10 protein-coding genes and 5 tRNA genes are annotated in these 12,365 nt (G+C 39.7%); 10 read left to right on the top strand and 5 right to left on the bottom strand.

Features of this window, described 5'->3' with window-relative positions; all coding sequences use genetic code 11:
* Nucleotides 1–13: 13 nt before the first annotated feature.
* From AC4PG5_RS04760 to AC4PG5_RS04750, 3 genes are read right to left on the bottom strand one after another with little or no spacing between them, the layout of a single operon-like run.
* A complete protein-coding gene (locus AC4PG5_RS04760) occupies nt 14–652 on the bottom strand; it encodes an MBL fold metallo-hydrolase (protein WP_492030293.1) in 639 nt (212 codons plus the stop codon).
* 30 nt (nt 653–682) lie between these two features.
* Nucleotides 683–1,303 (bottom strand): 16S rRNA (guanine(527)-N(7))-methyltransferase RsmG, encoded by a 621-nt coding sequence (gene rsmG / locus AC4PG5_RS04755; protein WP_492030292.1) that lies wholly within the window; start codon nt 1,301–1,303, stop codon nt 683–685.
* Nucleotides 1,304–1,331: 28 nt separating this feature from the next.
* On the bottom strand, nt 1,332–2,189 hold the full coding sequence (locus AC4PG5_RS04750) for an RsiV family protein (protein WP_492030291.1): 858 nt from the start codon (nt 2,187–2,189) through the stop codon (nt 1,332–1,334).
* Nucleotides 2,190–2,448: 259 nt separating this feature from the next.
* Between AC4PG5_RS04750 and AC4PG5_RS04745 the strand changes: the two genes are divergently transcribed.
* The 7 genes from AC4PG5_RS04745 (at nt 2,449) to AC4PG5_RS04715 (ending at nt 6,482) form a co-directional block, all read left to right on the top strand.
* Nucleotides 2,449–4,659 (top strand): heavy metal translocating P-type ATPase, encoded by a 2,211-nt coding sequence (locus AC4PG5_RS04745; protein ID WP_492030290.1) that lies wholly within the window; start codon nt 2,449–2,451, stop codon nt 4,657–4,659.
* A gap of 98 nt (nt 4,660–4,757) precedes the next feature.
* Entirely contained in the window at nt 4,758–5,897 is a 1,140-nt protein-coding gene (gene nspC, locus AC4PG5_RS04740) for a carboxynorspermidine decarboxylase (RefSeq protein WP_492030289.1), read from the top strand.
* Nucleotides 5,898–6,013: 116 nt separating this feature from the next.
* Nucleotides 6,014–6,086 (top strand) — tRNA-Gly (locus tag AC4PG5_RS04735).
* A gap of 29 nt (nt 6,087–6,115) precedes the next feature.
* Nucleotides 6,116–6,197 (top strand) — tRNA-Leu (locus tag AC4PG5_RS04730).
* A 24-nt stretch (nt 6,198–6,221) separates the two neighbouring features.
* Nucleotides 6,222–6,304 (top strand) — tRNA-Leu (locus AC4PG5_RS04725).
* Between the two features lie 9 nt (nt 6,305–6,313).
* Nucleotides 6,314–6,386 (top strand) — tRNA-Gly (locus tag AC4PG5_RS04720).
* A 23-nt stretch (nt 6,387–6,409) separates the two neighbouring features.
* A tRNA-Gly gene (locus AC4PG5_RS04715) sits at nt 6,410–6,482 on the top strand.
* A gap of 125 nt (nt 6,483–6,607) precedes the next feature.
* On the opposite strand, the gene AC4PG5_RS04710 is transcribed toward AC4PG5_RS04715, so the two are convergent.
* Complete coding sequence (locus tag AC4PG5_RS04710) at nt 6,608–7,348, bottom strand: DUF4391 domain-containing protein (RefSeq protein WP_492030288.1); 741 nt, start codon at nt 7,346–7,348, stop codon at nt 6,608–6,610.
* Nucleotides 7,349–7,713: 365 nt separating this feature from the next.
* Here AC4PG5_RS04710 and AC4PG5_RS04705 point away from each other — a divergent pair, with 365 nt between their 5' ends.
* Nucleotides 7,714–8,577 carry an endonuclease/exonuclease/phosphatase family protein gene (locus tag AC4PG5_RS04705; RefSeq protein WP_492030287.1) on the top strand — a complete coding sequence of 288 codons (864 nt, stop codon included), beginning with the start codon at nt 7,714–7,716 and terminating at the stop codon, nt 8,575–8,577.
* A gap of 9 nt (nt 8,578–8,586) precedes the next feature.
* Nucleotides 8,587–10,602, top strand: coding sequence for a glycoside hydrolase family 97 protein (locus AC4PG5_RS04700; protein WP_492030286.1), 2,016 nt, complete (start codon nt 8,587–8,589; stop codon nt 10,600–10,602).
* On the opposite strand, the gene AC4PG5_RS04695 is transcribed toward AC4PG5_RS04700, so the two are convergent.
* Entirely contained in the window at nt 10,579–11,172 is a 594-nt protein-coding gene (locus AC4PG5_RS04695) for an RNA polymerase sigma-70 factor (RefSeq protein ID WP_492030285.1), read from the bottom strand. The two genes, AC4PG5_RS04700 and AC4PG5_RS04695, sit on opposite strands and share 24 nt — an antisense overlap.
* 150 nt (nt 11,173–11,322) lie before the next feature.
* Here AC4PG5_RS04695 and AC4PG5_RS04690 point away from each other — a divergent pair, with 150 nt between their 5' ends.
* The gene (locus tag AC4PG5_RS04690; RefSeq protein WP_492030284.1) at nt 11,323–12,321 is read left to right on the top strand and encodes a FecR family protein; all 999 of its coding nucleotides are present in this window, start codon (nt 11,323–11,325) and stop codon (nt 12,319–12,321) included.
* The last annotated feature ends 44 nt before the right edge of the window (nt 12,322–12,365 follow it).

Below are 12,365 nucleotides of genomic sequence, written 5' to 3'. Positions count from 1 at the left end.
TCTATAGATTTAATTATCTAAAAAATGGATTCTCTGCTTTTTCTATGCCAATAGTGGTTGGAGCCCCATGTCCGGGATAAACAATCGTTTCTGCTGGTAAGATGAATAGCTTACTACAAATATTTTCGATAAGCTCATCGAAGTTACCTCCAGATAAATCGGCTCGCCCTATGCTGCCTTGAAAGAGAACATCGCCGGAAAACATACAATGATCGGTCTTGCTGTAATAGACCAAACTTCCCGGTGAATGTCCCGGTACGTGTATAGCTTCAAGTGTTGTATTTCCAAAAGAGATGTGATCTCCATCGTGTATATAGTGACCAAGTGGAGCGGGTGTCTCTTGTAAGCGAAAGCCAAACATGCGACTTTGTTTTGGAGCTTCTTCCAACCAAAATTCATCGGCTTTATTACCGGAAGCTTCTACCTCGAACTCTTTAACCATAAATGGATTGCCAAAAATATGATCTAAATGTAGGTGCGTGTTAAGTAGATGCTTCACTTTTAATCCGTTGGTTAGAATAAAGTTCTTTAAGGTTTGTCTTTCTTCTTCATAAAAACATCCCGGATCAATGACTACTGCTTCTTTGGTCTCATCCCATAATACATAACAGTTTACGGGAAACATATTGAATTCAAATCGTTTAATCTTCATAAATTAAATGTACGTCGGTAAAACAAAGCTTTAAAGTGGTACGTAAACGACTTTCTTTGTTTCAAAGAAAGGTTCCTTAAATTCGTCTTGTAGCGGATGAATCATAACTTTATGTTTCACTGGCATGGTTTCATTTTCTAGCTCTCCACCTTTTAAGCAAATGAGTCCATTGGGTAAGGCATTATTTTGTTTGCTAGAAATATTCTTTGTGACGATTTTGATTAAATCGGCTAGTGGCATTACCGCGCGACTAACCACAAAATCGAATTTTTGTTTTTCTTCTTCTGCTCGTGCATGTCTGAAGGTTACATTCGTTAGTCCAATGGCTTGAGCGACTTCTGTGGCTACACGCACTTTTTTCCCAATGCTATCGACTAAGTGGAACTTAACGTCTGGAAATAAAATGGCCAATGGAATGCCGGGGAATCCTCCTCCTGTTCCGAGATCCATGATGGTAGTTCCCGGACGAAATTGAATCAATTTGGCTATACCTAAAGAGTGTAAAACATGATGCTCATACAAATTCTCAATATCTTTTCGTGAGATGACATTAATCTTGGAATTCCAATCTGTGTATAAATCATAGAGGGCAGCAAATTGTCTCTCTTGATTTTCTGTGAGATTCGGAAAATAGTGTTTTATAATTTCCACGTTATTCTGTAACTGGTTATACAATAAATTATTTAGTTAAATCTTTTATAATCGGATGATTACTTAGTAGATGAGCCATCATGCTAAATGGAATGGATACTTTTACAGGCCCCATAGCGTATGGAGTAATATCGTAAACATTATAGTAGAATGTGATGCCATCTGAACTCAGATAGAAGTTATCTGTAGGAGTGATATCACCGGTTGAGCCATATCCTAAGTCCTCTAAAGCTTCATGAGTGGTTACTTTGTTTTCGGCCATGAGCTGATTCCAAATCAGATCGGTTAAGGCCTCTTTATAATCGGCGATGAAGAGCTGATCGATTTTGATCGGACTTTTCTTGTTCAAATCGATGTTTAGGAACGTAGAAGTGTATATTCCATGCGCTCCTCCGGTGTATTCGTTGTAGTCAATGCGATAAACAAGTAGTGCGTTTTTGTAAAATTGCACATGACTTTCAATCGCTTTGTAATAGGAATACCATGCGCTTATCGATGCTGCATTGTCTTTGCCCCTTTCTTTCTCATCTTCAAGATACATAGGTTCTAAGTCGTGCCGATAATTGTCTACGTAATTTTGGGCAAACGACTTGATAACTTCCTTTGGATTATCTGTTAAATATTTTTCACCAAAACAAGCTGTGATGAAATAACTCTCCAGACTATCTTTTAAGACTTTATCTGCCGATTGGGTTGGATAAGTGAAATTAATCGTTAGATTACAAGCCGGCTTTGCCGTGTCACTGAACAGGTGTGAAGTCTGGTTGACTTGTATACTATCGAAAATCAGTTCACCCACTTTTTTGTTCATATTGTTATGACATGAAAATAAAAGGCAGCTTACTGAAAGTATAATTATAAGCAGACTGACATATTGTTTTTTCATAAATTTATTCTTTAAATTCAACAGATAATATTGATTTGCTTTGGAGCAAATATAGATTAAATAAGTGAATCCGGCCAATAAAAAGAGAAAATAAATTAATGAAAAAGCAAATCATGATGTTTTAATAGCAATGAGCTACAGCGGATGATCATACTTTATTGAAGGGTTATTTTTTTCTTATATTTTATTTTGTATATTTGCGTTAATACCTTAATATATTTATCTTTCAACTTGTATTTTAGAACAAAAACTTAAACCAATGAATAATATTAATAAAAAAACTTATCCTGTGCTCAATATGCATTGTGCCAGTTGTGCAGCTAATGTCGAGAAAACTGTAAGAAAACTCCCCGGTATACTTGAAGCGAATGTGAACTTTGCGACGAATAGTTTGTCTGTTTCTTTTGAAAAGGATAAGCTGTCTCCTGAAGACTTGCGTTCGGCTATTGTTTCTGCCGGGTATGATTTGATTATTGAGGAAGCGAACAAAGAAGAGCGTCAAGAGGAAGACGGGCAAAAACGCTTTCGGGATTTGAAGAGAAAGGTCGTCGGAGCTTGGATCTTTGCAGTCCCTATGCTACTCTTATCTATGGTTTTTCATGATTGGTCTTACTCTGTTGTCTTTCAGCTGCTTTTAGCTTTTCCAGTCCTTGTTTATTTTGGAAGTCCCTTTTATGTGGGGGCCTGGAAGCAGATTCGTATCGGGCGAGCAAACATGGACACGCTTGTGGCTTTAAGTACGTCAATTGCTTTTCTCTTTAGCGTTTTTAATACATTCTTTCCTGACTTTTGGTTGAATAGGGGACTTGAACCTCATGTTTATTATGAAGCTTCTGTTGTAATTATAGCCTTTGTTCTGACTGGTAAGTTGATGGAGGAACGTGCAAAAAGTAATACATCTAAATCATTGAAACGTCTAATGGGGATGCAGCCTAAAACAGCTCGAGTTTCCAAAGGTGGGGTAGAGGTCGATATTCCCATAGAACTTTTGCAGGTTCGTGATGCGGTTATTGTTCGGCCGGGAGAGCAGATCCCTGTGGATGGCGTGCTTCTTGAAGGGGAGTCGTATGTGGACGAGAGTATGATTAGTGGTGAACCGATTCCTGTTGAGAAACAAATTGGGGATACGGTCTTAGCCGGTACGATTAATCAACGTGGATCTTTCGTTATTGAGGCTCGTGAGGTTGGTAGCTCTACGGTTCTTGCCCGTATCATACGTATGGTTCAGGAAGCGCAAGGGAGTAAGGCTCCTGTGCAGCGTATTGTGGATCGTGTGACCGGAATCTTTATTCCGATTGTCTTGGGTATTTCTTTATTGACGGTATTCCTTTGGATTCTGTTAGGTGGGGATGCTAATATTTCTTATGGTATGCTTTCGGCTGTATCGGTGCTTGTTATCGCTTGTCCTTGTGCCTTGGGATTGGCTACGCCTACGGCTTTAATGGTTGGTGTTGGTAAGGCGGCCGATCATCATATTTTGATCAAAGATGCTGTGGCGCTGGAACAGATGCGAAAAGTGAATGCTATCGTGTTCGATAAGACAGGCACATTGACTGAGGGGCATCCTACTGTGACCGGCTGGTTGTGGGCTTCTACGCAAGATCCTTTATTTAAACGCATTCTTTTGTCTGCTGAATTGAAGTCGGAACATCCTTTGGCGACCTCTATTGTTGCGTCGTTAGAGGAAGAAAAGGTGGAATCGATTCCGGTCGATTCTTTCAAGAGTTTAACAGGTAAAGGGGTTCAGGTTGCTTTTGAATCGAAAACGTATTGGGTTGGAAGCCATAAGCTTCTAAAGGATTTTAATGTTACGATTCCGGAAGTGATGATTTCCATGTTGGTGGAAGATGAATCGGAAGGGAATAGTATTATTTATTTTGGCTGTGAAGGAGAGTTGTTGGCTATCATTTCTGTAGCCGATCGTATTAAGCCGACTTCTGTGGAAGCTGTAAAAGAGCTGAAACGACAAGGCATTGAATTGTATATGTTGACTGGTGATGGTGAACGTACGGCACGTTCTGTTTCTAAAAAACTTGGAATCGATCATTTTATGGCTGACGCTTTGCCTGATGATAAAGAGGAGTTTATTCGTGAGTTGCAACTGCAAGGTAAGAGAGTGGCTATGGTTGGTGATGGCATTAATGATTCGCAAGCTTTAGCACTAGCCGATGTGAGTATTGCCATGGGAAAGGGAACTGATATTGCGATGGATGTAGCGATGGTTACTTTGATGACTTCCGATCTTATTTTGCTTCCTAAAGCTATTCATATCTCCAAGCAAACTGTTAACTTGATTCATCAAAATCTATTTTGGGCTTTCATCTATAATCTGATTGGTATTCCTATTGCTGCCGGTGTGTTGTATCCGATAAACGGGCTACTTCTGAACCCTATGCTGGCTAGTGCTGCAATGGCTTTCTCTAGTGTCAGCGTGGTTCTAAATTCCTTGAGTTTGATCCGTCGGAAGTGATATTGAGGTTGAGGTGTGCATAAATAGTTTCTAAAACGCATAGTTGCATTTAAATTATAGCTATTTTTGCACACGAATTTTAAATAGAAAGAATATAAATGATAGATTTTGGGCGATTTCCTAATCCTTGTTACATCATGGAAGAGGAACTGTTGAGAAAGAATTTAAGTGTCATAAAAGGAGTAGCTGATGCCGCTGAGGTTGAAATTATCTTAGCTTTTAAGTCGTTTGCGATGTGGCGTTCGTTTTCTATTTTCCGGGAATATATCAATCACTCAACAGCTAGCTCGGTGTATGAAGCTCGCTTGGCTTTCGAGGAGTTTGGCAGTAAGGCGCATACTTATTCGCCTGCTTATACGGAGGAAGATTTTCCCACAATCATGGATTGTAGTAGCCATATCACCTTTAATTCGCTATCGCAGTTTGAGCGTTTCTATCCGTTAACTTTGGGTCATCGCGATCCCATTTCTTGTGGTTTGCGCGTTAATCCTGAATATTCGGAAGTCGAGACGGAGCTTTATAATCCATGTGCTCCGGGTACTCGTTTTGGTTTAACTTCCGATTTGTTACCCGAAAAGTTGCCTGTGGGAATCGATGGGTTTCATTGTCATTGTCATTGTGAATCGTCTTCTTATGAATTAGAGCGTACACTGCAGCACCTTGAACAACGCTTCTCCAAATGGTTCGATCAAATTAAATGGTTAAACTTGGGAGGTGGACATCTGATGACCCGCAGTGATTATGATGTTTCTCATCTGATCGAAGTTCTAAAGAGTTTGAAATCTCGTTATCCTCACCTGCATGTCGTATTGGAACCCGGATCTGCTTTTACATGGCAAACAGGGGTGTTGACATCTAAGGTTGTGGATATTGTCGAGAGTAAAGGGATAAAGACGGCGATACTAAATGTTAGTTTTACCTGTCACATGCCCGATTGCCTTGAGATGCCTTATCAGCCGGCTGTTCGTGGAGCTAAGGCGGGGGATGAGGGTCCGTTTGTTTATCGTTTGGGTGGAAACTCGTGTCTTAGCGGCGATTATATGAGTTCATGGAGTTTTGACCATGAGCTGTCTATTGGTGAAGAAATCATCTTTGAAGATATGATTCATTATACGATGGTTAAAACAAATATGTTTAACGGGATACACCATCCGGCCATTGCTCTTGCCCGAAAAAATGGAGAGGCGGAAGTTTTTAAACAGTTTGTTTATGAGGATTATCGAAATCGAATGAGTTGATAATCAAAAAGATCCTTTTAGAGCGGTTTTAAAGGAAGAAAAAAGCACTAAAAAAAGCTGATGTAATATTTGCAAGTTAGTGAAAAATGTCTACCTTTGCAACCGCAAACTAAAACGCGGAAATAGCTCAGTTGGTAGAGCATAACCTTGCCAAGGTTAGGGTCGCGAGTTCGAGTCTCGTTTTCCGCTCTTTTTCTTTGATTTATTGGAACGTCTTTGCCCAGGTGGCGGAATTGGTAGACGCGCACGTTTCAGGTGCGTGTGTCGCAAGGCATGCAGGTTCGAGTCCTGTTCTGGGCACAGACAATAAGACATATCTGTAATGGAGAGGTGGCGGAATTGGTAGACGCGCTACTTTGAGGGGGTAGTGACAATTTGTCGTGGGAGTTCGAGTCTCCTTCTCTTCACACAGTTTTGCGGAAATAGCTCAGTTGGTAGAGCATAACCTTGCCAAGGTTAGGGTCGCGAGTTCGAGTCTCGTTTTCCGCTCTTTTTTTATTTGTTTATATATTGCGGAAATAGCTCAGTTGGTAGAGCATAACCTTGCCAAGGTTAGGGTCGCGAGTTCGAGTCTCGTTTTCCGCTCATCAACTTATCCTTTTAAATTTTCCTTATTTTTTATATTTCTGAGACTCTTCGATATGAAGCTTGGCGCTTCTTATCTTCTTTCTTTGGACTTTTGTGTCTTTTTTATTGAGTGAATGGTCTTGCTATAACTCTTTTTTTAGTTCGCTCTCCTTCTGTTGTAAACTCTTTAGTTTAACCGCCCATTCCATTTTTCGATCAAACAGGGTTTCTTCTTGAATTTTATTGAGTAGTAAGGTTTGGTTTTCGCGATTAATCTCCAGTTGCTTAAGGATTAACTTATAGTCGTCAATGCTTCTTTTGTCGATATTGACAAAGTAACCGATTTCGTCCGCAACAGATAATAATGAGAGTTTGTTGACTATGCTGTCGAAGAGGTCCTTTAGGTTGTGGCACATGGGACAAGTAACATCTAGTGATTTTAACCAATCTGTAATAATCCGATCATTCGGGTCTGGCTTGAACCATCTGGTAAAGGTAAGATTGTCGACGATCATTTTATCTGTATTAGAGTAGGCGACGCGCTTATCACACCAATTGATGCAATATTTATTGTCACTTTGCACGATTAGAAACATATGAGCTGGAAAAATCTTTTGAACTAAGTAACATATGGTTTTTATGTTTTCTATCGACTTTATATTTACTTCTGATATGATGATCTGATTGTAATTATGATGATTATTCTTATAGTTTTGTAAACCTATTGTTTGTGTTTGAAATAGACCTCTCATCACTATGGACTCAATATCGTCTTGGACGAGTCGTTTTTCTGTCGCAGAAAGAGAAATCTTATCCGTAAATGCTTTTTTCTTAATGGGTATATCAATTTCTGCTTGTGATGGTATCTTGAAGTATTCTATCATAATTCTCTTTTATAAATCGGTTTTTTAAATCACTCTTATTGTTCGTTCAATGATGGTGTATTTATTGATTTGTTTTAATATATTATTTGTTCTTTTTTTACAAAACTACAAAAAATATTTTTATATTTATTATACAGTCCTCTGTTTTTTTATAAAGGCGTATTAAAAATAAATTATCTTATCCTCTGACTCTATTTTATTTTCTTATTAATATCTTGTTTTTCACCAAAGAGCTATTTAGCCTTAATATAATAACGCTTTGGCCTTTAATACTGCATCCTTAAAATATATTTTTTTTTGGATCGCTTAATATGATTTGTATTATCTTTGTACGAATTATAAATGATCTCAAAAATATATAGTTTATGAAAACACTACACATTTTCTTTTCAACTCTTCTTTTTGCCTTTACTTTTACCTTGTTTAATTCATGTAGCGTAGAAAAAAATAAAGTACGTGTGATGAGTTTTAATATTAGATACGATAATCCTGCTGATAGTGCCAATGCTTGGGCGTTTCGCAAAGACTCTGTTGCCGCTTATATCCAGTCAACAGGATCGGATATTATTGGTATGCAAGAGGTTTTGAATAATCAATTAAATGATTTGCAAACTGAATTGCCCGATTATGCTTATGTTGGTGTGGGTCGCGAGGATGGGCATACCAAAGGAGAATATGCACCAATCTTTTATCGTAAAGATAAATTTGAATTAGTCGATGGAAGCACATTCTGGTTGTCGGAATCTCCCGATAGTGTCAGCTTAGGATGGGATGCCGCTTGTGTCCGAATTGCAACTTGGGCTAAACTAAAGAATAAACAGACGGGAGCAATCTTTCTTGCGGTAAATACTCATTTCGATCATGTTGGAGTGGAAGCTCGTCGACAAAGTGCCTTGCTCATTATTGAAAAAATAAAAGAAATCGTTGGAGAACACCCTACAATGTTGACCGGTGATTTTAATGTTTCAGATTCCTCAGAGGCTTATCAAACCCTAACGACCAATGCGTTCGTGCTAAAAGATGCTTGGAAAGTCGCTTCACATAAAGAAGGAGTAGAGTATACATTCCACGATTTCGGACGCTATCCTCAAGATCAGCGTGAGAAAATCGATTTCATATTTGTAACGCCTAATATAACTGTTGGAAAAGCTGTGATTAAGTCTTCCGAGTTATCTAATGGCTTGTATCTGACCGATCACAATCCACATTTTGCCGATTTAGAATTTTAAATGATTGATATGAAACGATATTTTTTGCAATTAGGGCTCGTTTGTCTTTTGGGGCTTACGGCTTGTAAGAGCTCTAAAACAGATGTTGAATCACCTAACGGAAAACTAAAGTTAGCTTTTCAACTCAGTTCGGAGGGGAATTTATCCTATAAGGTGCTGATTGACGACTCACTATGGATTGCTCCATCGGAAATGGGACTTAAAGGCCAGGAGAGGTTGAGTTTAGATTCAGGTTTTCACCTGCTGTCGACTACTTTCTCAGAAAAAGATGAGACTTGGAAGCAGCCATGGGGTGAGAATAAATCTAATCGAAGCTACTATAACGAGATGGCGGTCAATCTAAAGAATGACGATCAAGTAGAGTTGACTATTCGTTTTCGCTTATTCAATGATGGTCTTGGATTTCGTTACGAATACAACGTACCGAGTGTCGATTCTCTGATGATCACAGACGAACAAACTTGTTTTCGTTTTGTGAACGATGGGCAATCTTGGTCTATACCAGGAAATGCCGAGACTTATGAATTCGCTTATACCGAACAACCGCTTAGTCAGGTTAAAACAGCAAATACGCCTTTTACCTTTAAGACGGTTGACGGTAGCTATGGCAGCATTCATGAAGCTGCGTTATACGATTTTCCTGAAATGACTTTAAAGCAGACCGATCGTTTGTCTTTTAAGGCAGAGTTGTCGGCCTGGCCTGACGGTATAAAAGCTCGTAAAGCGAATCAGTTTGTTACAGCATGGCGTACGATTCAGATCTCACCCGATGCTGTGGGATTGATTAATTCGTCGCTCATCCTTAATTTGAATGACCCTTGTGCTTTGGAAACAACCGATTGGATTAAGCCGATGAAATATGTTGGTGTCTGGTGGGGAATGCATCTCGGCATTGAGACTTGGAAGATGGACGAGCGCCATGGAGCGACAACAGCCAACGCATTGCGTTATATTGATTTTGCTGCGGATAATCATATTGATGGGGTGCTCTTCGAAGGTTGGAATCAAGGTTGGGAAGACTGGGGTGTTGGTCAAGGATTCGATTATACTAAGCCTTACGCCGATTTCGATATGGATGTCATTACTGCGTATGCTGCAAAGAAAGGTGTACAGATTATCGGACATCACGAAACCGGAGGTAATATTCCTAATTACGAACGTCAGTTAGACAAAGCGATGAAGTGGTATACCGATTATGGAGTGCATAATCTAAAGACCGGTTATGCCGGTGGCTTCCCCAATGGACATTTGCATCATAGTCAATATGGCGTGCGCCACTATCAGAAAGTCGTGGAGACCGCTGCTCGTTATCAAATGACGATTGATGCTCACGAACCCATCAAAGATACAGGCATTCGTCGGACATGGCCCAACATGATGACTCGTGAGGGTGCTCGAGGGATGGAATGGAACGCTTGGAGCGAAGGCAACGCCCCCTCTCATCATGAGATCTTGCCGTTTACCCGTTTGTTGGCCGGCCCGATGGATTATACTCCCGGAACTTTTGATATCTTGTTTTTGAATAGTCGGAACTCACCTCAACGTAAGCCGTGGAACCCTCTCGATAAAGGTAATAGTCGCGTTAATACGACTCTGGCAAAACAACTTGCCAATTGGGTGATTCTCTATTCCCCTTTACAGATGGCTTCCGATCTAATCGAGAATTACAAAGATCACCCCGCTTTCCAGTTTTTCCGTGATTTCGATCCGGATTGTGATGAGTCGAAAGCATTAGCCGGTGAACCGGGACAGTTTATTGTGGTCGTTCGTAAGGCTAAGCAAAATTACTTCTTAGGAGCCTCGACAAATGAACAACCTCGTACGGTCACTGTTAAGCTCGACTTCTTAGAGAGCGGTCAGAACTATAAAGCCGTGATCTACGCTGATGGCGAGCATGCCGATTGGAAAACCCGTCCAACGGATTATACAATTACGACAAAAACGGTAACGGCTAATGATTCACTTACGATAAAAATGGCTGCGGGAGGAGGGCAAGCTATTTCATTCTTTCCAATATCCAAGTAAGATTAAGAGAGGAAGATAATCCTTTAATGCAATACGCAAAAGTTTTAATGCTTGACTGATGCGGTAATTGACTGTTTGCGGAGAGACTTGAAGTTTCTCCGCAATTTCTTTATGGGTTAATTGCTGATTTCTATTCATCTCGTAAGCTTGTCTGAACTCCATCGGTAGCTTATCGAGTGCTTTTTGATAGAGATTAAACAACTCGTTATTCAAGTAAAAATCAGGTGAAGAAAACTCTTCATTATATTTATTGGCAATTTCTAAATGGACCTTTCTGCGAACTTCAAAATGAGCGATACGGTTGATTGCTTTATTCTTCACAATGGTGAAGAGTAAAGTCTTAAGCATCAAGTCGGGCATTAATCCGGTACGATTTTCCCATAACCATATCATGGTGTCTTGTACAATCTCTTCAGATTCACCTTGATTGACATATTGTGAGCAGAAAGCGCAAAGTTTACTAAAGTAACATCGGTATAATGCTTCAAAAACCTTTTTATCATTGGCTTTTAAAGCTAAAACAATAGCTTCGTTATTTTCGTGTTCGATATGAAATGTCTGTATATTCATTCCTTGTAATGATCATGTAATATAAGGCAAAAGTAATGAATGGTACAGAAAAATGAAATGAAAAGAGAGAAAAACAACTTTTTTCTTTTTTTCATTTAGTATCTTTGCTTGTATAACTGTTATTCTAATAGTAAACAGACTGTAAAAAATATGAATGAATCTATTTTATTAGATTACTTGAAAGGTATTAGTAGCGAGGAGGATTGCCTTCGCGTTGAACAATGGTGTGACGAATCACCCGATAATCGAAAGTTATTAGAGCAATTATATTATATCAATTTTATCGACGAACGTTTAAATGTGCTGAATCGTGTAGATACTGAAGCTCATTTGGAGAGGGCTAAAGCCAAGCTCTTCAACTCGTCGACTACCTCAAAAACTCAGAAGGTGCCGAAAAGGTCGTGGAGGAGATGGGCTGTGCCTGTTGCCGCTTTTCTTACAGGTATCGTTTTTATGGGCTTTTTGTTTTGGGGATGGGATAATGTCCGCAATGGAGATTATATCGTATCAACCTTGCCGGGACAGCGTGCTCAGTTTGTTCTTCCCGATGGAAGTAGGGTTTGGCTAAACTCGTCTACCCAGTTAACCTATCACTCTTCATTCTTAAAACGCAAACGTCTAGTCGATCTATCGGGAGAAGCTTACTTTGAAGTCACTTCCGATAAGCATGCGCCTTTTGTGGTAAATGCCAAAAATATCAAAACCAATGTTCTTGGTACTAAGTTTAATGTTCGTGCCCGTGAAGACGAGCGCGTTGTCGTGACCACCCTTTTGAAAGGACGTGTAAGAGTTGACTCACCTTTGCATTCGGATGATGGCATTGTCTTAAACCCCGGTCAGACATTGACGGTTAACGCAGATTCTTACCAGACGAAGCTCGTGGAATACCCTCGTCCTGACGATGTGCTACTGTGGATAAACGGTCGTTTATGTTTCCAAGAAAGTTCATTGTTGGATATTACCAACACGCTAGAGCGATTATACGATGTCCGTTTTGTCTACGAAGACGACTCAATAAAAACAGAGTGTTTTACTTGTGAATTCTCGACCGAGACTAAACCGGAAACCGTGCTTTCTGTAATTTCTCAAACTCATCGTGTGGCTTATAAGAAAGAAGGATCGGTGATTCGATTGTCGAGAGTACGATAAAAAGAGTCGTTGACTAGAGCTTAATTGAAGGTTATTGGATTCAT

The sequence above is a fragment of the Bacteroides sp. QWL-09 genome, from assembly GCF_058683585.1.
The sequence above is the reverse complement of the archived record's forward strand: the minus strand, read 5'-3'. Positions and strand labels throughout refer to the sequence as shown.